Source organism: Pseudarthrobacter sp. NBSH8 (assembly GCF_014217545.1).
GTDB lineage: Bacteria > Actinomycetota > Actinomycetes > Actinomycetales > Micrococcaceae > Arthrobacter.
This window is the reverse complement of the sequence record NZ_CP043178.1, coordinates 1,188,578-1,210,670: the sequence shown is the minus strand read 5'-3', so window position 1 is coordinate 1,210,670 and position 22,093 is coordinate 1,188,578. Positions and strand designations below refer to the sequence as shown.

Here is a 22,093-nt window from a genome sequence, read left to right as displayed (position 1 = left end):
CCCGGCTCACCGGATGATAATCCTGTCAGCCGGAGGATTGTCCGTTCAGCCGGCGTAGGGGTCCGCGATGCCGATGTACTGGGTGTAGAGGTATTCCTCGATGCCCTCGAGGCCGCCTTCACGTCCTAGCCCGGACTGCTTGACGCCGCCGAACGGTGCGGCGGCGTTGGAGATAACGCCGGCGTTCAGGCCGAGCATGCCGGTCTCGAGCCGTTCGCCCATCCGGATGCCGCGGTTCAGGTCGCGCGTGAACACGTACGCCACCAGCCCGTACTCGGTGTTGTTGGCCAGGCGGATCGCTTCGTCCTCGGTGCCGAAGGTGATGATCGGGGCGACGGGGCCGAAAATTTCCTCGGACAGGATCCGGGTGCCTTCGGTGACGCCGGTGAGGATGGTGGGCGGGTAGAAGTAGCCTGGGCCTTCGGCCGGGGCGCCGCCCAGGACAGCTTTGGCGCCGGAGGCGACGGCGTCGGACACGAGTTCGTGGACCTTGTCCCGGCTCTTGGCATCGATCAGGGGTCCCACCTTGGACTCCGGCTCGGTGCCCCGGGCGGTGGTCATCTCACCCATTTTCGCGGCGAACTTCTGGGCGAATTCCTCGGCGACGGATTCGTGGACGATGAACCGGTTCGCGGCGGTGCAGGCCTCGCCCATGTTCCGCAGCTTCGCCAGCATGGCACCGGCGACAGCAGCGTCCAGGTCTGCGTCTTCGAAGACCACGAACGGGGCGTTGCCGCCGAGTTCCATGGAAGTCCGCAGCACAGTCTCGGAGGCATCGGCGAGCAGGCGACGTCCTACCTCGGTGGAGCCGGTGAAGGACAGCTTGCGCAGCCGCTGGTCCTTGATCAGCGGGCCGGTGGTGGCGCCCGCAGTGGACGTGGGAATGACGTTCAGGACTCCGGCGGGCAGGCCCGCCTCCTGCATGACGGCGGCGAACAGCTGCGAGGTCAGCGGCGTGAGGTTGGCGGACTTCAGCACCATGGTGCAGCCGGCTGCGACGGCGGGGGCGATCTTGCGGGTGGCCATGGCCAGCGGGAAGTTCCACGGCGTGATCAGCAGGCACGGGCCCACCGGCTTCTTGGTCACCAGCAAGCGGGACTTGCCGTCCGGGGAGACCGAGTAGCGTCCGAACGCGCGGACGGCTTCTTCGGAGAACCACCGCAGGAACTCCGCGCCGTAGGTGACCTCGCCACGGGCTTCGGCAAGCGGCTTGCCCATTTCCATGGTCATCAGCAGCGCGAAGTCCTCGGCACGCGCCGTAACCATTTCAAAGGCACGTCGGAGGATTTCACCGCGTTCACGCGCCGGAACCCTCGCCCACGACTCCTGTGCGGCGGCGGCCGCGTCCAAAGCAGCCTCGCCGTCCTCCGGGCCCGCGTCAGCGATGCTAAGGAGTACCTTCCCCGTGGCGGGGTCTTCGATGTCGAACGTCTTGCCTGAAGCCGCCGGGCGCCATTCGCCGTTGATCAGCAATCCGGTGGGAACAGAGGCCAGCAGCGCGCTTTCGCGCTCCGCGGTAACAGCTGGCAGTGCGGTGACAGTCACGTTGACTCCCTCGTCAGTAAGGTTTGGTGCAGCCACTGCACAGGCCTGGTGGCCTGCCTTCCCGGCTGATTTACTGTCAGACTACTGCCGCGGCCGCCAGAGGGTCTACGCCTGGACGCACTACAGATACCAGACACTGTTGTGCAGCTGCACAGCTGAGTTTTCGCCTGCTCAGCGTGCCGCGAGGACTGCCGCGTACAGCTCCCGCTTGCTGACGCGGACGTCCTCAGCGACAGCGGCCACAGCTTCCTTCAGCCGGATTCCCTGGGCCACCAGCTCGTTGACGGCGGCCACGTGGTCTTCGGGGGTCCCCGGCGCCTGCTCGGGAGCGCCGCCCAGCACCACGGCTATCTCGCCGCGGACCTCGTTGCCTTCGGCCCACAGCAACAGTTCCCCGACCGTCCCGCGGATGACTTCCTCGTAGGTCTTGGTCAGTTCGCGGCAGACGGCGATCCGCCGCTCGGCACCGAAGCGCTCACGCAGCGCCCGCAGCATCGATTCCAGGCGGTGCGGGGCCTCAAAAAACACCATAGTCCGGCGTTCCGCCGAAAGGTCCGCCAGACGCGACGCCCGTTCGCCGGCTTTCCGGGGCAGGAACCCCTCAAAACAGAAGCGGTCGGTGGGCAGGCCGGAGAGAGCCAAAGCGGTCAGTACCGCAGACGGGCCCGGGACGGCGGTCACGGTCAGTCCTGCGGCCACAGCGCCTTCCACGAGCCGGAACCCCGGGTCCGAGACCGAAGGCATGCCGGCGTCAGTGACCATCACCAGGGTTTTGCCGGCCCGGACGTGCTCCAGCAGCTCCGCGGTCTTAGTGGCCTCGTTGTGCTCGTGGTAGCTGATGACCCGCCCGGCGACGGTGACTCCGAGGTTCTGGACCAGGCGGTGCAGGCGCCTGGTGTCTTCGGCGGCCACGATGTCCGCTGTACCCAGGAGTTCGATCAGGCGGGCCGACGCGTCGCCGGCATTGCCGATTGGCGTCGCCGCCAGCACAATCCGGCCCGGCCCCGTGGCAACTGGTGCCGTTGCAGCCGGGTCCGCTGTCACCTGCGTCTCTGTCGCTGGTTCCTCCCCGGCGGCAACGGAAGGTTCTGCAGGGCGGGAATCGGCGAAGGTGCTGGGGTTAGGGTCCACTCCCCCAGCGTACTGCTGGCAGGGGGCCCAAGCTGCAAAAGGTAGCATGGGGCTCGTGACGCAGACCTCCATGCGGCCTGCCGAGGCCGGCCAAACCAACCAGCCGGAACGAGGCCCCTGGATCGCCCGTCCGGCGAAGGCCTTCTCGTCTGCAGCCCTCCGCGAGCGCCTGATCGGAAGCACCCGCGGCTGGCGGGATTACCCGCCGTCGCTGCGTCTCTGGTTCTGGCTGGTTCCTGCCCTGACTTCCGCGCTCGGGGGCGTCCTCCGCTTTGTCCGGCTGGACACGCCGCACAGCCTGGTCTTCGATGAAACGTATTACGTCAAGGACGCCTACTCCTACCTGGTCAGCGGCTACGAACGGGGCTGGCCGGACAAGGCCAACGACTCATTCAATGCGGGCAACCCGGCCATCCTCCTGGACACTCCCGAGTACGTGGTCCATCCGCCCGTGGGCAAGTGGATGATCGCCGGCGGCATGTGGCTGTTCGGGGCCGATAATCCGTTCGGCTGGCGGTTCGCGGCCGCACTGACCGGAACCCTGTCCATCCTGCTGCTCACGCTGATTGCGCTGAAACTGTTCCGCTCATTACCGCTGGCTGCGGCCGCGGGCCTGCTGCTCGCCGTCGACGGCCACCACCTGGTGATGTCGCGGACATCACTCCTGGACATCTTCCTGATGTTCTGGATCCTGGCGGCCTTCGGAGCATTGCTGCTGGACCACGATGACGGTCGACGGCGGCTGGCCGCACGGCTCGGACGCCACGCGGCCGCGTCCCCGAAGGGCCAGCCCTCACCCCGTCAGCTGCTGGCGGGACCATGGCTGGGGATCCGCTGGTGGCGTCTCGCCGCGGGAGTGTGCATAGGCCTCGCGGTGGGCACCAAATGGTCGGGCCTGTTTTTCCTCGCCGGCTTCGGGGTGCTGACGGTCCTGTGGGACCTCAATGCACGGCGCGTCGCGGGAATCCGCGGTTGGGTCAGCGGCGGAGTCATCAAGGACGGGCTCCAGGCCTTCGCCAGCATGGTTCCTGTTGCCGTGGTGGTCTACACCGCCACCTGGACGGGCTGGTTCCGTTCCGAGGGCGCCTACTTCCGGCAGTGGGCCCAGAGTAACCCCTCCGCGGAGTGGGGCTGGCTGCCTGACTCCCTGCGTTCCCTGGCGCATTACCACCTGGAGGCCTACAAATTCCATCAGGGGCTGGGCTCCGAACACCCCTACGAGGCAAGCGCCTGGAGCTGGCTGGTGATGGGCCGGCCGACGTCGTTCTTCTACCAGAAACCGGAGCAGGGCGTCCCGGGATGCGACGTGCCTAACTGCGCCTCTGCCATCCTCTCGGTGGGGAACCCGATGATCTGGTGGGGAGCGGCCATCTCGCTGGTGGTCCTGCTGTTCTGGTGGGCAGGGCGCCGTGACTGGCGTGCAGGCGCGATCCTCGCGGGTGTGGGTGCCGGCTATCTGCCGTGGTTCATGTACCCGGAGCGGACCATGTTTTTCTTTTACGCAGTCTCCTTTGAGCCTTTCCTGGTGCTCGCGCTGGTGTATTGCCTGGGCCTTGTCCTGGGCCGGGACACCGACCCCCTCTGGCGCCGGCGCTCCGGTGTTTACCTGGTGGCACTCTTCGTCGCCGGGGCAGTCCTGCTGTCCGCTTTTTTCTACCCGGTGTGGACGGCGGAGACCATCCCCTACCAGGAATGGCGCTTCCGGATGTGGATGCCGTCCTGGATCTAAGGCAGGATTGCATCAGACCCTGACCGGCCGCGAACTGCGTTGAGGCAGCGGAACGGAGACGCCACCCGTGCGAGAAGCAAGCACAAAACTCCTGGTGGAACTGGAGCCCGGCAGCAATGTCACCGATCTCCTGCGCCAGCGGGAGGCCGCCAACCCGGCTCACGCCCTCTACGCGCGCAAAGGCCCCAACGGCTGGACCGACGTTCCGGCGCAGAAATTCCTGCACGATGTGTGCGCCCTGGCCAAAGGACTGATCGCCGGCGGCCTGGAGCCCGGCGACACCGTGGCAATAATGTCCGCCACCCGCTATGAGTGGGCGCTGGTGGACTTCGCCATCTGGTTTGCCGGCGGCGTGAGCGTTCCCATCGACGAGGCCTCGACCCCCGGCCAGATGGAGTGGATCCTGCACCACTCCGGCGCGCGGCGGGTGTTCGCCGAAGACCGCGGCAAGGTGGCGATGATTAAGGGCATCCTGGAGACCTCCGCGCTGTTTAAGGACCGGCTGGTCGCCTTGGTGAGGATGGATGACCATGGCGCTGCACCGAACCTCGCCAGCGTCTCGGCCGCCGGAATGGGCGTCACGGATGCCGAGCTGGAACGCCACCGCTCCGCCGCAGGCCTGGACGACGTCGCGTCCCTGGTCTACACCTCCGGGACCACCGGACATCCCAAAGGCTGCGAGATCACCCACGGCAACTTCGCGCTCGTGGCCGTCAACGCCGTTGCATTTCTCCCGGACATCATCAAGGCGCAGAATGCGTGCACCCTGATGTTCCTGCCGCTGGCCAATGTGCCCGCCCACGCCGCCCAGGTTGCGTGCCTCCATGCCGGTGCTACCGTGGGCCATGTCACCGGTCCGGCTGATCTGCCGGCGGCTCTGGGCACGTTCAAACCCACGTTCCTCCTGGCGGGGCCCCGGATCTTCGCGAAGGTCCGGGCGGAGGCCGCGCACCAGGCTGCCGGGTCAGTAAACGCCGGGATCTTCAGGGCTGCGTCGGCCGCCGCCGTCCGCTTCTCCACAGCACAGGACAACGCTGCCCGCGGCCGGGGCAGCGTACCGGGACGGGCGTTGCGGGCGCGGCATGCCGTCATTAACCGACTGGCGTACCCGAAGCTCCGCCAGCTTCTGGGCGGCCGGGTCCGCTACGCGGTATCGGGCTCGGGCCCCCTGTCGCCTGAGGACGTGCACTTCTTCCGCGGCGCCGGGATCCAGGTCCTTGAGTGCTACGGGCTGAGCGAAACAACGGCGCCCTGCACATCCAACACTCCCGCCCGGACCAGGGTGGGCAGCGTGGGCATCCCCCTGCCGGGCACCACTATTCGCGTGGCCGAGGACGGCGAAGTGCTGGTCAAGGGGATCGGCGTGTTCAAGGGTTACCATGCCAACGAAGCCGCCACCGCCCGGGCCTTCCTGGACGGGTTCTTCAGGACCGGAGACCTCGGCGAACTGGACCCTGAGGGCTTCCTGACCATCACGGGCCGCAAGTAGCAGACCGCTACTCCAAGGGCTGAGCAGCCGCTTAGGGCTGCACCTCAGCGGCGTCCTGGTCATCCTTGGCCAGCCCGCGACGGCGGCGCGTGGGCCAGGTGAGGATGAGCGTCACGAGGGCTGCCAAGAGGACCAGTGCTGCGATGACAGTGCCGGCATCGATCCAGAACTGGCCCGGGAACAGCCTGATCAGGGTGTCTTCCAGGGCGAAGGTCCAGGAACCGCTGGCGAAGAAGATCCGGTGGAACTCGGTGAAGAACTGCTGCCAGCCGAGCACGGCCAGCGCGCCAAGGCTCAGGATGATCGCCAGCGCAACGATGGATCCTGCGAACAGTCCGCGGCGCACTCCGCCGGTGCTCCGGCGGCGCAGGTAAGCGATGGCCACGAGGCTGAGGACAATCAGGAGTGCTCCCCCACCAAAGGCCGAGAGGATGACAATTTTCACGTCGGCCATGTGGCTGACTTCGCCGTCCTTGAAAAGGTCCCCGCCGCTGCGGTTGACCAGGTCGCCCAGGTACCGCGGCCCCGCCCAGTTGCTGAGGTAGTCAACCGCGTAGGACCCGTACGTCATCCGGTCGTCGGTGCTGAAGCCGTACCCGTCGCCGGGGAACCCGGGCCGGTTGTACTCGACCCACAGGAACAGCGGGCTGGTGACCGCGCGAACGGCCAGCACCAGCAGGATCACGGGGTAGAAAAGGGCCAGCAGGACTTGCCAGATGCGCGGAGCCACGGGCTTGGCGTTCGCTGCGCTTTCGCGCTCCGCGTTGCGGCGTTCCACTTCCTCCTGCGGCGGACGGACCTGCAGGGCTGACGTGGGGAGCGGCTCGCTGAAGTGGGCACCGTTTCGGGTGGCGCCCTGCGCGGACGGTTCTTTGCGGAGTGACTCTTCCACGGAAGGTACGACGGCGGGGGGTTCGACGGCGGCCTCCGCGGCTTTTCGGCCGGCGCGGCTTTCGGGCTGGTTGACACCGCCCTGAACGGAACCGGAGCTACCGGCCGGGGACGCCTCGGGAGTGCCGGAGCCGGATTCATTCAGCCAGGCAAAAGCCGGCTCGTCCGTGTCCGATGAAGTATCCAGGTCCGGATCCGGCTGCGGCTCCGTGCGTTTGGCAGGGGTCGGAGAATTGTCGTTCACAGCAGCGTCACTTCCGTTGGGGTCCGCGCTGCCGGCTCTGATCCGGGCAGCGCCGTGTATCTGATATTGAGCCTACCGCCCGCTGCTCCACGAGGGCGAGGAGCCACCCCGGCGCCAGCGGATTCATGCGGCGATTTCGCTGTATCCGGCGTCACCGGCCAGCAGATCGCCGCGTTCACCGGCGTCATAGGCCCGCCTTCCCCACACCAGGACGTAGCTGCAATAGGCGGCCAGTACTGCCAGGCCGATGCCGATCTTGGCCCAAACCGGAAGTGGACTGGGCGTGACAAAGCCCTCCACCAATCCGGAGACGAACAGCACCAGCACTAAGCCCAAGGCCACGGTGATCAGCGATCTGCCTTCATCCGCCACAGCCCGTCCCCGTGTCCGTGGTCCCGGCGACACCATGGCCCAGAAGATCCGCAAGCCCGCAGCACAGGCAATAAAAACAGCTGTGAGTTCCATCAGGCCATGCGGCAGGATGTAGGTGTAAAACACACCCTGCTGGCCCACTGCGGCGAAGACTCCTGCAGCAATCCCCACGCCCTGGGCGTTCGTGAACAGGATCATGGGTACCCAGATACCGGTAATGCCCAGGGCCACCGCCTGGGCGCCGATCCAGGCGTTGTTGGTCCAGACGGCCCCAGCAAACGAGGCCGCAGGGTTTTCCGAATAGTAGTCAATGAAGTCTGCCTCGACGTACTGCCGGACCGCAGCCTCCGAGGCAACGGACCGCAGGGCTTCCGGGGACGTCCCGATCCAGAGCGCGTAGGCGCCGGCGACCAGGACAAATGCGGCGCCGCAGGCCAGAGTCAGCCACCGCAGGCGGTACAGGGCTGCGGGCAGGGCAGCCACGAAGAAGCGGGCCAGGTCCGCCATCACGTTGGACCGCGCGCCCGTGAAACGGGTCCGGGCCTGGGCCAGGGTGGCGGACAGGGAGGCGGACAGGCCGCTCTCCGGGGCAATGGACCGGATGAACGAAAGGTGCGCCGACGTCGACTGGTAGAGCCGCAGCAGCTCATCGGCTTCGCCGCCGGTGAGGCGCCGCTTATGGGCGAGCTGGTGCAGCCTTGACCACTTGTCCCCGTTGGCGGCGGAGAAGGCATCCATATCCACGGCAACAGCCTAGCCGCCATAGACTGTGAACGTCCGCAGGATGGTTGACGAGGGATTGGGGTATCCGCTTGAGTTCGATAATCACCGGCGAGGCAGTTGTCCTGGAACTGCGCCCCGCGTCCTTCGCCGCCCGTGCCCTTGGGCTGCTGCTGGATGTGCTGTTCAACATCATCCTGCTGGTCCTGATCCTGCTGGGCATCGCAGCCGCCGGCCAGGACCTTGACGAGGCGGCAATGCGGGCGCTCATGCTGGTGAGCGTGGTCTTCTGTTTTGTGATTTTCCCCGTGGCGGTGGAGACCCTCACCCGTGGGCTCTCGCTCGGAAAACTGGCAGCCGGCTTGCGGGTGGTTCGGGACGACGGCGGCGCCATCCGGTTCCGCCATGCAGTGATCCGGGGGCTGACCGGGTTCCTGGAAATCTACCTGACCATGGGCGGGCTCGCCATCGGCGTCGCCCTCTTCAACAGCCGCTCCAAGCGGCTGGGTGACATCCTTGCCGGCACGTATGCGCTGCGTCGGCGGGTGCCAGTCGAGGCGCCGGTCCACCTCCTTGTTCCCCCACAGCTTCAGGCCTGGGCCTCAGCAGCGGACATCGGCCGGATTCCGGACGCCACCGCACGGCAGGCTGCCCAATTCATCCGGCAGGCCGGCCGCATGGCGCCCCTGTCCGCCGCCGGAATGGCCGCATCGATCGCCACGGAACTGGCCGGGCATGTGGCCCCGCCGCCGCCCCCGGGTACCCGTCCGGACCAGTACCTGGCGGCCGTTACCGCCGAACGCCGGCACCGCGAACTTGCGCGGTTGCGGCAGGCCCGGCGCCGGAACTCGGCCACGGCGGAGCGGCTGGGCCGCCTGCCGTTCGGCCCGTAGGCCCGGACGTGTTCCTGGTCGCAGGCCGAACGGTTCCTAGTTGTTGTACTCAGCCCAGGGGATGTTCCAGTCGCCGTAGCCGTCGTCGACGGCGGCGTAGTCGCCTTCGGTGTTGACGATCTGAACCACATCGCCGGTGGTCATGTTGGCGAAAACCCAGGCGGCGCCGTCGGGAGCGAACCCGATGCAGCCGTGCGAGACGTTCGTGTTGCCGATGTATGGGAAGGCGGACTCCAGCGCCTGGTGGATGTAGGCACCGCTCAGCGTGAGGCGGATGGAATATTCGACGTCCACTTCGCCGTAGTAGGCGGGATCGCCGGGCTTGAGTCCGATGCTGGCGGCCCGGAAGTGGTCATAGCGGTTCTTCTCCATCAGGACCGCGTAGCCACGCGCTGACGGGAAGCGTTTGTCACCCATGCTGACCGGGAGTGTTTTCACTACCTGGTCGTTGACGCTGAGCGTGAAGGTGTGGGCGGTGGCGTCGGCGATGGCCACCCGCTTGTCACCGAAATTGACCGTGACTTTTTTGTTGAAGTTGGCAATCTGGCCGTTGCCGAGGTCCACGCCGAAGAGCTGCATGTCCATGGTGACAGTGGAGTTCGCCGCCCAGAAGGCCTCGGGGCGGTACCGGACCATGGTGTCGCTGAACCAGTGGAAGGCTCCGGCCTGCCCTGCGCTGGATGTGATTTTGATGGCTTTCTCCACGGCATCCCGGTTGACTACCGGTTCGCTGAAGATGACCTGCAGCGGCTGGCCCACGCCAACCTTCATCCCGTCCAGGGGGTAGATCGCGGCGTCCGCCTCATGGGTGCTGGATACCGTACTGAACGAGTTAGTTGTGCTCGTTTCCCGTCCCGCACCGTCGGTGACCACATATGTGTAGCTGTATTCGGTGTTGAATTTCAGGGGATCCGTCGCAGTCCAGCTGCTGCCGTCCCCGGCGAAGGTACCGTGGACGGCTTCACCGGCTGTGCTGGTCAGGGTGACGCTCTCGATCCGACCGTTGCCCACCGTGAGGTACACGGATGTGGCCGGGTTCACCTGCTTCGCGGCGTTGGCCGGCGTGACGTCCACCTTGACCGGGGCCACCACGGGCGATGCCACTCCCGGTGCGGACCGGACTGCTGAGCTGGCTTCGGACTCCAGTCCGCCGCCCGCGAAGCCCGGCGCGACGGCGGCGAAAACTCCGCCCGTCGCGGCAAGGACACACACGGCTGCCACCAAGAGTATCTTCCTGGCGGTCCCCCTCCGGCGTGGCTTAACAACAGGTTCCATGGTCCGATCTTAATACTTGGACGTAACAGCCCCGGGCACGGTTGGCACCCGGGGAGTCACACGTCAGTAACGATAGTGCTCGGGCTTGTACGGTCCGGCGATGTCCAGGTCCAGGTAGTCGGCCTGTTCCTTGGAGAGTTCCGTGAGCTCCACGTCGAGGGCGTCGAGGTGCAGTCGGGCAACCTTTTCGTCCAGGATCTTGGGAAGGACGTAGACCTGGTTGATGTATTCGCGTTCGCCTTCGGGCTGGTCCCGCTTGGTCCACAGCTCGATCTGGGCGATGGTCTGGTTGGCGAACGAGTTGCTCATCACGAAGGACGGGTGACCGGTTGCATTGCCCAGGTTCAGCAGGCGCCCCTCGGACAGGACGATGATGGAGCGCTCTTCCGAGGTTCCGGCGTCGAGCACCCATTCGTGTACCTGGGGCTTGATTTCCACCTTCCTGATGCCAGGGATCCGCGCCAGGCCGGCCATGTCGATCTCGTTGTCGAAGTGGCCGATGTTCCCTACGATGGCTTTGTCGCGCATGCCGGCCATGTGTTCGGCCAGGATGACGTCCTTGTTGCCGGTTGTGGTGATGAAGATGTGGCCTTGGCTCAGCACCGACTCAAGCTTGGCAACCTGGTAGCCGTCCATGGCTGCCTGGAGGGCGCAGATGGGATCGATCTCGGTGACGATGACGCGCGAACCCTGGCCCCGGAATGCTTCTGCGGCTCCCTTGCCAACGTCGCCATAACCGCAGACGACGGCCACCTTGCCACCCATCAGGACATCGGTGGCGCGGTTGATGCCGTCAGGCAGCGAGTGGCGGATGCCGTACTTGTTGTCGAACTTGCTCTTGGTGACCGAGTCGTTGACGTTGATGGCCGGGAACAGCAGCTTGCCCTGCTCAGCCAGCTGGTAGAGACGGTGCACGCCGGTGGTGGTTTCCTCGGTGACGCCGCGCAGCCCGGCCCCGATCCGGGTCCACAGCTGAGGGTCTTCCTGCAGCGAGGCGCGAAGCACGTCCAGGAAGATCCGGCCTTCCTCGGATTCGTCCTCGCCTGTCGCCGGCACGGCGCCGGCGGCTTCGAACTCAACCCCCTTGTGGACCAGCATGGTGGCGTCGCCGCCGTCGTCGAGGATCATGTTCGGGCCAAGCTCCGGGTTGGTGTCCGCGCCCGGCCAAGCCAGGATCTGTTGGGCAGTCCACCAGTATTCCTCCAGCGTTTCGCCCTTCCAGGCGAACACCGGGACACCCTGCGGGTCCTCGACCGTTCCCGAGCCCACCACGACGGCCGCGGCGGCGTCGTCCTGGGTGGAGAAGATGTTGCAGGAGGCCCAGCGGACCTCGGCACCAAGGGCTGTGAGGGTTTCGATCAGGACGGCGGTCTGCACCGTCATGTGCAGGGATCCGGCGATCCGGGCGCCCTTCAACGGCTGGGTGGGCCCGAACTCCTTGCGGAGTGACATCAGGCCGGGCATTTCGTGCTCGGCCAGGCGGATCTGGTGGCGGCCGGCTTCGGCCAGCGATATGTCGGCTACTTTGTAGTCAAATGTCATGGGGTTCCTTTGCTTTGTCCGATGGCGGCGACGGCGTTGAAGCGTCTGCGCGAAAGTCGACTGCTGGTGGTGGTGCGGGTTGTCCATGCCCTGCCTGGGCAGTACCTGCGGTTTGGTCCGCAGCCGGGTTTAGTCCGTGGCCGGCCGGACAGCGGGATCGTGCTGGTCCGAGCCGGCAGCGGTAGCGGCCTGGAGAAGTTCCGGCGGCAGCAGCAGCGGGATACCGTCCTCGATCGGGTAGCGCAGCTTCACGCCCGATGCTCCGGCCGCCGTCGACACAAGCTCTTCGCCTTCCTGGACCACGGGCGAACCGGTCACGGGACAGCGGAGGACGGACAACAGTTCAGGACTGATCTTTGGCATGATTGGTGCTCCCGACAGGGGCGCGCGTTCGCGCCGTTGGCTGACTGATTAGCAGGTTCCAGCCTACCGCCAGATCCGCCTCAGGAAGGTTCGCGCAGTGCGCGCAGATGCCCCCGGCGGACGCCTTCCGTGCCGGCTGGGGCCTCCAGCGCTGAATGCGAGACCCGCTGGCCCGGCGTGGTCAGCTGCTTGGGCGGCTGTCCCGCCGCTTCGCGGACCGCGTTGGCAAGGGCCAGGAGGTCGTCCGGTCCCGGCTGCTGCGGGCTCGTCGGCATCGCCAAACGAAGCACTTCCCAGCCGCGGGGCACCGTCAGGGACCCTGCGTGCTGCTCGCACAAATCGTAACAATGAGGCTCGGCGTAGGTGGCAAGCGGACCCAGGACGGCGGTGGAATCGGCATAGACGTACGTCAAAGTTGCCACCGCCGACTGACGGCAGGCTGACCTTGAACATTGACGGATAGCTCCCACGACATCACAGACTACTCCGTATCCTTGCCCGTTCGGAGTATTTGCCGAAACGACCGCCGCGCCCCGGCACGCAAACCGGCTCTTCCGAATGCAGAGTGTAGCCGGGGTTGGCGCGCGTGACTTCCGAGGCCGGGAAGTTGGTTCGGCATAGGTGAGGGCCTTGGGTAAGAATCGGAGTGTCTAGTTCTGATTTTTCTACCGCAAGGCCCTCGTGTTTAAAACTACCTTTCAATGCCCTGACCTGACTACTTTCTGCCGCTTGGACGAGCTTGGCTTGGAAGCGACCGGGCAGTTCCTTGCTGCCGATCGTGCCGTGATCGCCTGCCGTGTGGTGGCCACGGACGAATGGTGCCGCAAGTGCGGTTGCCAAGGCATCCCGCGGGACACAGTGACCCGGGAACTTGGCCATGAACCCTTCGGCTGGCGGCCAACCACCTTGCTGGTACGAATCCGTCGCTATCGATGTACCGGGTGCGGGCATGTATGGCGGCAAGACACGTCCCAGGCGGCCGAACCACGGTCAAAGCTTTCCCGTCGCGGCCTGGTGTGGGCGTTGGAAGGCATCGTGTGTCAGCACCTCACCGTGGCCCGCGTCGCCGAGGGCCTGGGTGTGTCCTGGAATACCGCGAACAAGGCTGTACTGGCTGAAGGGCGGCGTGTGCTGATCAATGACCCCAACCGCTTCGACGGGGTGAAGATTATCGGCGTTGATGAGCATGTGTGGCGACACACCAGGCATGGAGACAAGTACGTCACCGTCATCATTGACCTGACCCCGGTTCGCGACAAGACCGGCCCGTCCCGGCTGCTGGATATGGTCGAGGGCCGTTCCAAACAGGTCTTCGCTACTTGGCTGAAACAACGTCCTCAAGCGTGGCGGGACGGGGTGGAAGTCGTGGCCATGGACGGCTTCTCCGGGTTCAAGAGTGCCGCGTCCGAAGAGCTGCCTTCCGCTGTTGCGGTGATGGATCCGTTCCATGTCGTCCGTCTTGCCGGCGACGCACTCAATGACTGCCGTCGCCGGGTTCAGCAAGCCACGTGCGGGCACCGGGGACGGGCCGGGGATCCGCTCTACAAGGCCCGGCTGACGCTGCATACCGGTGACGGGTTGCTGACCGAGAAACAACAAAAGCGAATTGCTGACCTCTTCGCCGAGGAGAAGCATGTCGAGGTCGAAGCGACGTGGGGCGCGTATCAACGCATGATCGCCGCCTACCGGGAGAAGGACCAGGATCAAGGTAAGAAGCTCATGCAGGCCCTCATTGACTCCCTCAGCTCTGGGGTCCCCGCCGCCCTGAAAGAACTGAAAAAGATGGGCGGAACACTCAAACGCAGGGCAGCAGACGTGCTCGCGTACTTTGACCGACCAGGCACCTCCAACGGCCCAACGGAGGCAATCAACGGACGTCTGGAACACCTGCGCGGCTCTGCCCTCGGCTTCCGCAATCTCACCAACTACGTCGCCAGATCACTGCTGGAATCTGGAGGATTCAGACCGAAACTACACTCTGCATTCTGAAGAGCCCGCAAACCGGGGTATGTCGCGTAATTCTGCGCCCGGGTTTACAGTCAAGGTATGCAGTCATCGAACCAAGATTCAGCTTTTTCGGTCCGGTTGGCTGACCCGGATGTCCGCGCCGCAGAAACGGGCTCGGGTTCGCCCGGCCGCAGCTTTGCGATGCGCCGCCGGAACCGCCACGGCCGCGGCCTGCGCGGGGAGCTGATGTTGCCCACACTCCCCGGATATCGGACCCGCTCAGACCGCTTTGATGAGATGGTGCTGGATTCCGCGCAGCGGCTCCACGACATCTGGGGCAAAACGCTCGACGGCGTACGGTTTGCCGTTGACGAAATACCCCCGGAGCTGGAGCAGTTGGTGGCGGACGCCGCACAGCCTCCCATGGGCGCTTACACCCCCGCAACGGCCGAGGAGGGCCCTGTGATCACCCTGTACCGCCGGGTAGTTGAGCAGGGTTGCGGCAGCCGGGAGGAACTCCAGGACCTGGTGCACGACGTTGTGGTGGAACACACCGCCGAAATGCTTGGCGTGGCGCCGGAAACTCTGGATCCGGTTTACCGCCGCCGGTACTGACCGGTCAGTATCCCAGGGAGACTGGCACCTTTTCGTGCCCTGAAGCGGCCGGCGTAAAGGCCACCGTGGAAATGTCGTCCCGGCCCTCCTGCTGCAGGAGCAGCGCGCCGTAGGCGGCGTCACCTGACGCGGAGACAACGTAGGCCACTATTTCCGACTCGTCCACCTTCTCGGGGACCTTGATGGACGTTGTGGTGCCGCCGGCGACGTCGGCAGTTGCGGCAGCGCGGATCTTGCCGTCCGCGGTGATGGCAGCGTAGGTGACCGTGGCCCGGTTCTCGAGGACGCCGAACACCAGGATCCGGTCACCGCCCTGGGGCACGGGCACCACGTGCTGGCTTCCCAGCCGGACACCGGAGGCAGCCCAGGCCACGTCCGAGGCTTTCTCGTTCGTGACGCCCCGCGTGATGCGGGCTGCCGCCACAAAAGACACGTCCGAACTGGCGGACACCGTGTAGTGGCCGGCAGGGACACCCGCCAGCGAAATCTCGGTGACAGCCCCGGCTTTTGCCGTGACCACACCGCCGCCGGGTAAGGCTTTCTGGCCGTCCCGGCCGAAGAGCTTGACCTCCACTACCGCATCCGACGGTCCGGGCACCGTGATCGCCAGCGCAGGGCCGGCGTCGTTGTAGCCGCTGTTTCCCGTTAGGGCGGAGATCGCGCCGGCGTCCTGGATGTCTACCGCGGTCATGACCTGCCGTGCGGCAGGAGCGGCCCCAGGAGCGATGAAGTCGATGCCGCCGGGCGTAAGTCCCCGCAGGACACTCTGCTGGATGGCCGCGGCCACGGGACCGCCTGCGCTCCGGACATGAACCGTGAGCTGAGCTTCACCGGGGGTCAGGCCGGCCAGGACTATTGAGCGGGTACCTCCCGGCGCAACCAGCAGACCCCTGCTGCCCGGCGCCTGGATCTGGCCCTTGCTGCCGAAGAGCTCCAGGCTGACGGTGGCGGGTGTGCTTGAAGCGTTGCTGAGCAGCAGGACGGAAGTGCGGCCCACAGTGGTGCTTGCGCCCGAGAGCCAGAGATCGTTGGCGGGCGGCTGGCAGTTGGCAGCGGCCGAGCCCTGCAGGTCACCGTCCGTGGCGGTGAATTTCATAACACCGGCGGCGGAGGGTTTCTGGCTGGCCTGGGCGTCGGCGCTCAGGAGGGTGGCATCATCCACGCTGTGCCCGGCGAGGACGCCGGCGGTCAGGTCCTGGGGACCTGTCCCCTGGCCGGGCTGGCTGCCGTCCTTGGCGATCTCGACGGCGGGCGTCCCGTCAAGCGCGGCGAGCCTGCTCCCGGGAAGAACCCCGCCGGGGGCGCTCAGGACGGCGCCCGTGACGGTGCTCTTCGCGGTCGCGGATTCAGGGCTGAACTGGGGATCAGTGCCCGCCTCAGTCCCTTCGAGCAGGCGGGCAGGGCCGGCACATACCCCTGTGCTGGCGCCAGCGGGAACAGCTACCAGCACGGCTGGAATGCTGCGGCTGCCCGCCGGCTGCGGAGCCACTGACGCGGCAGCGAGCACCGCACCGGCCGCGGCCACAATCGCCACAGCCGAGACCAGGCCTGCCAGCATCTGCTTGCGCGGGGTCCTGCGGGCTGCGTCCTTATGCATTCTGGTGTTCCTTACGCAAAGATCCTTCGTCCCTCGACAGCCCGGTGTTGGGCCGGCGTGCGGGCATGGGAATGGCGAGCATTACAGTGAGTCCGATCACCGTGATCTGTGCGATTCCGGACCAAAGTGCCCCGGGCGCCTCGTAGCGGATGGTCAGCTGTCCGGCGGAGGCCGGCAAGGTGAACGCCTGGGCCGAGCCGGACGTCGTTGCCGTGAGCCTCCGCCCGTCGAACCAGGCGCTCCATCCAGGGTCCGCCCGTTCGGCGAGCACCACCAGCCGCCCTTCCGGTCCCCCGGCGACGGCGGTGTCGACGTCGTCGTACTTGGAAGGCAAGAGCGCCACCGTGGCTCCGGCCCCGTCCACAATCCTGACGCGATGGGCGACGTCGGCAGGCTGCAGCACAGGCTGGTTCAGCGGCGTAATCCGCCAGAGCCAGCCGACATCCGTCTGGCCGACGGCAACGAGCCCCGGCACGGCGTCCATTCTGCTGGCCGTCAGCTGGGCGGCCGTATCTGCCGAGCGCAGCACCACGAACCCGGCGCCCAGGCGCTCAAGCCCGGGCCGGGGATCCACACCTTGCCCGGCCACCAGGGTGGCCACGACGCTTCGGATAGACGCCGTGACGTCGTCGTCCTCCCTGACCGTCTCCTGGCCGGGTGCGCCCAGAATGTTCCGGGCTGCGGCGATGGCTGACATGCTGTCCAGCGTGGTCCCGGCGCCGCGCATCAGGGCCGCGTCATAGGCGCCGTTTTCCTGGGTGCTGATCAGCAGCGTGCGTGCCTGCTCCGGCCCGGTGCCCCGGTCGATGGCCGTAGCGGGAAGCGTCCGGGCACTGCCTGCCTCTACCAGGCGGGGCGTTCCCAGCGCAGGACCGGACGCCACCTCGGCGGGGCGGGCCGTGGCTGTGGAACGGAGCAGGTTCTGCGCCGACCACACCGCCATGCCGGCCAGCGGACCTGCCAGCAGCACCACCATGGCAAGCGCCGTCGCGGAGCGGAGCGCCACCGTGCGCCGAATACTGGGCGAGGCTGCCCGGTCTGCGGCATCAAGCAACCGCTCGGCACCGATCAGGGCTGCTCCGAGCAGTGCGAACCCGCCGGCCGAGATGGCCGGACCGGTGAACGGTGTCACCAGGGTGTCCGCAGTGGCGCCGGTGGCAACGTGCCCGGCCAGCCAGCCACCGGCGAAGATCACCAGGGCCGCCACCCAGAGAACACGTGCGGTCCTGCTGCGCTTACCCGGGAGGAAAAGGGCGGCAACGGCCAGCAGCAGAACGGGAACGGCCAGCAGAAGTGCGAGCACGAGTGCCCACGGGATGGCCTGGCCGCTGAAGAACGGAAGGCCTGTCAAGCCACCTTCGGCGGAGAACAGCAGCGGCTGGCCCAGGAATTGCTGCCATAGCGGGGCTGCCTCGAACCCCAGCGGAACACCCGGGTCTGCCAGTAAGGCCCGCGGCCGGTCGATGACGGATAGGCCGAAGGGAAGAAAGAGCGCGGCGCTGGGCAGCAGGGCCCACCACACGGTGCGGCCACGGCGGCCAAGCATCAGCCCGCAGAGCACGATAAGCACCGTGGCGGGAATCAGCAGCGAGGGCGCCGACGCGGTCACAACGCCCAGCACCAACCCCGCGGCGGCGGCGGCAGTCCAGGACGGCATGCCGTTGATCCCCGGCCGTGCAGGCGGTTTTTCAGTGAAACGCCGGTCATCCGGGGACGGGACAATAAAACGTCCGTGGCCCACGGCCGACCCAGTGGCTCGCAAAAGCGCCAGAACCAGCAGCGGAATCATGATGTGGGCCACCAGGGCACCCGCGCGGCCTTGGTTCAGCGCTATCTGCAAGGCCGGAGCGGCCGCCCAGAAGAGCGCGGCAACGAGTCGGAAGCGGCGCCGGATGGTCAGGCCACCGGCCGCAAACCACGCCGTCAGGCCGGCCAGCGGAGCGGCGAGCAGTAGGAGCCACGCCATGGCCGCGTTGGCATCTCCCCCGCCGAGCAGGCCAAGGATCCACAGCACATAGCCGAAAGGGTCTCCCCTGCCCGGAAGCCCTGCTCCCAAGCTGATCCACCAGCTGGACGCGTGGTGCCAGACTTCGCCGAGGGTAGAGGACACCGGAATGAGGCCTCCACCCGAAACGGCTTCGGCCCGGAACAGCCCGCTGAGAGCCGTGAGGGAAGCCACGGACGCGATAAGCACGGCGGCGAGGGCGCCGGTCCCCACCCAACCCCGTTCGCTGGTGGTCAGCGCAGCGAAGTCATCTGCTGCGTCCCCTGTTGGCTGGTCCGCCATGGGGTCATGGACCAGGCCGTCGGCCGGGGAGTTGTCGGCGCCCAGGGCCTCCATGAGGGAGCGGCGGTGGTTCCAGACTTCACGCCGCGGCGTCTGCAGCTTCTTGATGACCGACCGCCGGATCCGCCGGCTGCTGGCCGCCGTCCTGCGTGCCTTGGCGACGGCACCGGGCCGGGCCAGGGCAGCGAACGTGGCCACCAGCTGAGAGAAACCATGCCCGGGATCCTTGACGGCAATGCTCAGCACAAGTTTGAAGAGGCTGCCCAGCAGCGCACCGGCCGCATGGACGGGCACCTTCCAGAGCGGGGCATGCTTGAGGCGCAGATGGACCTGGGCTTTCCGCGCTGCGGCGGCGTTTCCCTGGGCATGGGGCCGATGTGCTACGTGGAACATCCGCGCAGTGGGAACCACCACCACGCGGTGCCCGGCAAGGCGGTTGCGCCAGCAGAAGTCGACGTCGTCGCCGGTGCCGGGCAGTGCGGGGTCGAACCCTTTCAGGAGCTCCCAAATGTCCCTGCGGACCAGCATGCCGGCCGAGTTCACCGCAAAGGTGTCAGTGCGGCCGTTGTACTGGCCCTGGTCCAGTTCGTCGGCATCGATCAGGGTAAGCCGCTCGGCCCAGCGGCTGGTGGAGAGCCCGACGTCGATCAGCCGGCGTTCGGTGTGCCAGTCCAGTTGCTTGCAGCCAGCCACTGTCACGGAGGGTGCGCGTTCCACGGCACTGAGGAGTTCGGCCAACGCCTCCGGCGCCGGGGCCGCATCGTCGTGAATCAGCCAGATCCACTCTGTGGCGGCTCGCTGGGACCGGCCTTCCCAGGGCGAGTGGGTGTCGAGTCCGGCCCGTACGGCGCCGCCCATGCCGCTCTTGCCATGCGGGAAGGTGCTCACATTGGTTACGCCGAAGGCCCGCTCCAGGAGGACAGCGGAGTCGTCTCTCGATCCCGTGTCCACCCCGATATGGGAATCCGCGGGCCGGGTCTGGTCCGCGACGGCAGCCAGGGTTCTGGGGAGATAGGCACTGCCGTTGTGGGACACCACAACGGCAGTGACGTGTACTTCCTGAAGAATTAGATTGCTCGCTTCCTTAGCCGCCGGCGCTCACGCTCGGAAAGGCCACCCCAAATGCCAAACCGTTCGTCGTTTGCCAGCGCGTATTCCAGGCACTGCGACCGCACATTGCATGCACCGCAGACCTTCTTGGCGTCGCGCGTGGATCCGCCCTTCTCCGGGAAGAAGGCCTCCGGATCCGTTTGCGCGCACAATGCATCAGTCTGCCAGCCGAGTTCGCCTTCGTCGTCGAAGTCCTGCCGGAATGGCAACCCGATCCACACGGGCTGGGTGCTTGTCCCCTGCGCCGGGGTGCGCAGTTCCATGGGCGGATCCAGGTCGTCATCGTCCTGGTCGTGTCCGCCGTCAAGAAGTGCTTCGTGCGCCGCCAGGAAGGCCGTGGCCTGGTCCTGGAGGGAGTCTTTGGTGTTGCGGTTGTAGCGGTCCGCCGCGTCAGGATCGGCAGGATCCACATACCAGTCGCTCGGTACCCCCCGTGCGCGGTATTTAGCCGTTGCCTGGCCGGCGACGACGGCATCTTCATGGATACGCTCTGCTTGCCCCACGGCGACCCTCCTGAAAGTTGCAGTCCCTGCCTGGATCCTTGGACACTCGGTTGTGTGCCTGAATTTATGCAGCGACTTTCGATATCTAATTACACGCGTGTAACTAGTGGGGAGTCAAGCCGTGGACGGGATAATAATCAACTTTCCGGGCCAATCGCTGGCACGCCACGCCCGGGAGTTTTCCGAAGGCCCGGCGCGCCGGAGGCCTGACGGTCCACATCGGCACGCAAAGTGCCCCGGTTCCGCTGAATAGCGGTCGAAAATATAGGCGCGGCCCGAATAAGACAAATAAGATGACAAATTTGCTGTGAGTAACATCACAGCGCAGTTGGACCCTCCTGCGCTCTTGAGGGACTCCGCGCGGGACATCCCCGCCAAGGACGCCCCACAGCGTCCGTGACAAGATAAAGCCATGAGTATCCCGGCGATAGATCTGATGACCATCCTGCGTTCCGGCCACGCCACGTCGCCCCGCCTGACCTGGTACGGCCCGGACTCCGAGCGCGTGGAACTCTCCGGCCGCGTGTTGGACAACTGGGTGGCAAAAACCAGTAATCTGCTGCAGGACGAACTCGACGCAGAACCCGGTATGCGGCTGAACCTTGATTTGCCAGCCCACTGGAAGTCAATGATCTGGGCGCTGGCCGCCTGGCAGTTGGGCATGGAAACAGTGCTCGACGGCGGGGAGGCGGAACTCCTCGTGACCGACCGGCCCGGAACCGTTGAGGGAAAGTACGACGCCGTCATAGCCGTCGCGCTGCCCGCGCTGGCGATGCGGTGGCCGGGTGAGCTGCCTGCCGGAGTCCTCGACTACGCCGCCGAGGTGCGCTCCCACGGTGACGTCTTCATGGCGCACACGGATCCGTCGGCCGCCGCCTGCGCCATTCGGGCCGGAGCAGGCCAGCAGCACAGCCACGAAGGCCTGATCTCTGGCTTTGCGGCCTCGCATGAGGAAGGCGTCAGGCTTCTGGTCCCTGCTGCCGAAGGTCTGGAACCGGCGCTGGCGAACTCGCTCGGCGCGTGGCACAGCGGCGGCTCAGTGGTGCTGGCGCACCCCGATGTGGAGCTTACGGACAAGCTGCTGACCGCGGAACGCATCCACGGCAAGTAGCCCCGCCTGCGTCCGCGGGTACCGGCTGTGTCAGGGCTGCCGGCGGCTTTTCGGTAAGTCCCCGTCCGGCTGCTCCCCCCGCAGGGCGGCGGCGGCCTTCTCCTGGTGGTGCCGCTCGATGAGCTCGTGGTCGTGTGAGAACTCCGGCTCCTGGTCCAGTTCTTCGTTGAAGACCCAGAACCGGTAAGCGAAGAAGCGGAAGATGGTGCCCAGGACCAGGCCCACCACGCTGCCGGCAATAAAGAGCGAGGGTTTGTCGTTCAGGTCCAGGATGTACTTCGCGAACCAGACGCAGCCTGAGGCGATCAGGAGTCCCACCAGGTTCATGATGGCAAAGAGCACGGCCTCGCGGGCCACATTGGCCTGCTTGCGGTGGCGGAACGTCCAGTAGCGGTTGGCAACCCACGAGAAGACACTGGCCACGACGGTTGCCACGGCCTTGGCCCACACCTCGCTGCCGTGCATCGGACCGGTGAACAGCCAAATGAAGATTGCCGAGTCAATGACGAACGCCACACCGCCTACGGCACCGAACTTGGCTACTTCACGCCAAAATAGCGAGGCAAGTCCCCGGATACGATCTGAAAGTGCGCTAAACATGACCCTCCATGGCCGTCCGTTCAATGGGCCACACGGCCAGAGGTCCATTTTAGACCCGAAAACAGTGAACCGGCCCCCGCAGAGTGCAGGGTGGTGACGGAAATCCCCGAAAAGCGGGACCCTCGGCGT

17 protein-coding genes and 1 pseudogene are annotated in these 22,093 nt (G+C 66.3%); 6 read left to right on the top strand and 12 right to left on the bottom strand.

What is annotated here, in order from left to right:
• Nucleotides 1–45: 45 nt before the first annotated feature.
• On the bottom strand, nt 46–1,545 hold the full coding sequence (locus tag FYJ92_RS05610) for an NAD-dependent succinate-semialdehyde dehydrogenase (protein WP_185262966.1): 1,500 nt from the start codon (nt 1,543–1,545) through the stop codon (nt 46–48).
• 171 nt (nt 1,546–1,716) lie between these two features.
• Nucleotides 1,717–2,589, bottom strand: a complete 873-nt coding sequence (gene rsmI, locus FYJ92_RS05605; protein ID WP_185263688.1) for a 16S rRNA (cytidine(1402)-2'-O)-methyltransferase — start codon at nt 2,587–2,589, stop codon at nt 1,717–1,719.
• Between the two features lie 133 nt (nt 2,590–2,722).
• On the opposite strand from rsmI, the gene FYJ92_RS05600 reads away from it, so the two are divergent.
• Both FYJ92_RS05600 and FYJ92_RS05595 read left to right on the top strand, forming a co-directional pair.
• On the top strand, nt 2,723–4,405 hold the full coding sequence (locus FYJ92_RS05600; RefSeq protein ID WP_185262965.1) for a dolichyl-phosphate-mannose--protein mannosyltransferase: 1,683 nt from the start codon (nt 2,723–2,725) through the stop codon (nt 4,403–4,405).
• Between the two features lie 67 nt (nt 4,406–4,472).
• A pseudogene (locus FYJ92_RS05595) lies at nt 4,473–5,891 on the top strand (long-chain fatty acid--CoA ligase); the annotation flags it as partial.
• 34 nt (nt 5,892–5,925) lie between these two features.
• Here the strand turns inward: FYJ92_RS05595 and FYJ92_RS05590 are convergent.
• The gene (locus FYJ92_RS05590) at nt 5,926–7,029 is read right to left on the bottom strand and encodes a TIGR01906 family membrane protein (protein ID WP_185262963.1); all 1,104 of its coding nucleotides are present in this window, start codon (nt 7,027–7,029) and stop codon (nt 5,926–5,928) included.
• Between the two features lie 123 nt (nt 7,030–7,152).
• Nucleotides 7,153–8,145 (bottom strand): stage II sporulation protein M, encoded by a 993-nt coding sequence (locus FYJ92_RS05585; protein ID WP_185262962.1) that lies wholly within the window; start codon nt 8,143–8,145, stop codon nt 7,153–7,155.
• Nucleotides 8,146–8,213: 68 nt separating this feature from the next.
• Here FYJ92_RS05585 and FYJ92_RS05580 point away from each other — a divergent pair, with 68 nt between their 5' ends.
• Nucleotides 8,214–9,014, top strand: a complete 801-nt coding sequence (locus FYJ92_RS05580) for an RDD family protein (protein ID WP_185262961.1) — start codon at nt 8,214–8,216, stop codon at nt 9,012–9,014.
• A 36-nt stretch (nt 9,015–9,050) separates the two neighbouring features.
• Here the strand turns inward: FYJ92_RS05580 and FYJ92_RS05575 are convergent, their stop codons facing one another.
• From FYJ92_RS05575 to FYJ92_RS05560, 4 genes are all read right to left on the bottom strand, one after another.
• Nucleotides 9,051–10,289 (bottom strand): Ig-like domain-containing protein, encoded by a 1,239-nt coding sequence (locus tag FYJ92_RS05575; RefSeq protein ID WP_185262960.1) that lies wholly within the window; start codon nt 10,287–10,289, stop codon nt 9,051–9,053.
• Between the two features lie 63 nt (nt 10,290–10,352).
• Nucleotides 10,353–11,831 (bottom strand): adenosylhomocysteinase, encoded by a 1,479-nt coding sequence (gene ahcY / locus FYJ92_RS05570; RefSeq protein ID WP_185262959.1) that lies wholly within the window; start codon nt 11,829–11,831, stop codon nt 10,353–10,355.
• Nucleotides 11,832–11,960: 129 nt separating this feature from the next.
• Complete coding sequence (locus tag FYJ92_RS05565; RefSeq protein WP_185262958.1) at nt 11,961–12,194, bottom strand: Trm112 family protein; 234 nt, start codon at nt 12,192–12,194, stop codon at nt 11,961–11,963.
• A gap of 80 nt (nt 12,195–12,274) precedes the next feature.
• On the bottom strand, nt 12,275–12,664 hold the full coding sequence (locus FYJ92_RS05560; protein WP_185262957.1) for a DUF3499 domain-containing protein: 390 nt from the start codon (nt 12,662–12,664) through the stop codon (nt 12,275–12,277).
• Between the two features lie 211 nt (nt 12,665–12,875).
• Between FYJ92_RS05560 and FYJ92_RS05555 the strand changes: the two genes are divergently transcribed.
• Together FYJ92_RS05555 and FYJ92_RS05550 are read left to right on the top strand one after the other, a co-directional pair.
• Entirely contained in the window at nt 12,876–14,183 is a 1,308-nt protein-coding gene (locus tag FYJ92_RS05555) for an ISL3 family transposase (protein WP_185260970.1), read from the top strand.
• 57 nt (nt 14,184–14,240) lie between these two features.
• Nucleotides 14,241–14,756 carry a metallopeptidase family protein gene (locus tag FYJ92_RS05550; protein WP_185262956.1) on the top strand — a complete coding sequence of 172 codons (516 nt, stop codon included), beginning with the start codon at nt 14,241–14,243 and terminating at the stop codon, nt 14,754–14,756.
• A 4-nt stretch (nt 14,757–14,760) separates the two neighbouring features.
• Here the strand turns inward: FYJ92_RS05550 and FYJ92_RS05545 are convergent, their stop codons facing one another.
• Genes FYJ92_RS05545 through FYJ92_RS05535 form a run of 3 tightly spaced genes read right to left on the bottom strand, consistent with a single transcriptional unit; the run spans nt 14,761 to nt 20,253 of the window.
• Entirely contained in the window at nt 14,761–16,353 is a 1,593-nt protein-coding gene (locus tag FYJ92_RS05545; protein ID WP_219729689.1) for a DUF5719 family protein, read from the bottom strand.
• Nucleotides 16,346–19,678 carry a glycosyltransferase family 2 protein gene (locus FYJ92_RS05540; protein WP_185262955.1) on the bottom strand — a complete coding sequence of 1,111 codons (3,333 nt, stop codon included), beginning with the start codon at nt 19,676–19,678 and terminating at the stop codon, nt 16,346–16,348. The genes FYJ92_RS05545 and FYJ92_RS05540 overlap by 8 nt, the downstream gene beginning before the upstream one ends.
• A gap of 29 nt (nt 19,679–19,707) precedes the next feature.
• The gene (locus tag FYJ92_RS05535; RefSeq protein WP_185262954.1) at nt 19,708–20,253 is read right to left on the bottom strand and encodes a WhiB family transcriptional regulator; all 546 of its coding nucleotides are present in this window, start codon (nt 20,251–20,253) and stop codon (nt 19,708–19,710) included.
• A gap of 412 nt (nt 20,254–20,665) precedes the next feature.
• Between FYJ92_RS05535 and FYJ92_RS05530 the strand changes: the two genes are divergently transcribed.
• Entirely contained in the window at nt 20,666–21,364 is a 699-nt protein-coding gene (locus tag FYJ92_RS05530; RefSeq protein ID WP_185262953.1) for a TIGR03089 family protein, read from the top strand.
• Nucleotides 21,365–21,394: 30 nt separating this feature from the next.
• Here the strand turns inward: FYJ92_RS05530 and FYJ92_RS05525 are convergent, their stop codons facing one another.
• Nucleotides 21,395–21,964 (bottom strand): GtrA family protein, encoded by a 570-nt coding sequence (locus FYJ92_RS05525; RefSeq protein ID WP_185262952.1) that lies wholly within the window; start codon nt 21,962–21,964, stop codon nt 21,395–21,397.
• Between the last annotated feature and the right edge of the window lie 129 nt (nt 21,965–22,093).

Coding starts and splice junctions, on each gene's coding strand:
- ahcY (WP_185262959.1), bottom strand. CDS start 11,831: ATGACATTTGACTACAAAGTAGCCGACATATCGCTGGCCGAAGCCGGC.
- FYJ92_RS05600 (WP_185262965.1), top strand. CDS start 2,723: ATGGGGCTCGTGACGCAGACCTCCATGCGGCCTGCCGAGGCCGGCCAA.
- FYJ92_RS05575 (WP_185262960.1), bottom strand. CDS start 10,289: ATGGAACCTGTTGTTAAGCCACGCCGGAGGGGGACCGCCAGGAAGATA.
- FYJ92_RS05530 (WP_185262953.1), top strand. CDS start 20,666: ATGAGTATCCCGGCGATAGATCTGATGACCATCCTGCGTTCCGGCCAC.
- FYJ92_RS05565 (WP_185262958.1), bottom strand. CDS start 12,194: ATGCCAAAGATCAGTCCTGAACTGTTGTCCGTCCTCCGCTGTCCCGTG.
- FYJ92_RS05550 (WP_185262956.1), top strand. CDS start 14,241: ATGCAGTCATCGAACCAAGATTCAGCTTTTTCGGTCCGGTTGGCTGAC.
- FYJ92_RS05545 (WP_219729689.1), bottom strand. CDS start 16,353: ATGCATAAGGACGCAGCCCGCAGGACCCCGCGCAAGCAGATGCTGGCA.
- FYJ92_RS05525 (WP_185262952.1), bottom strand. CDS start 21,964: ATGTTTAGCGCACTTTCAGATCGTATCCGGGGACTTGCCTCGCTATTT.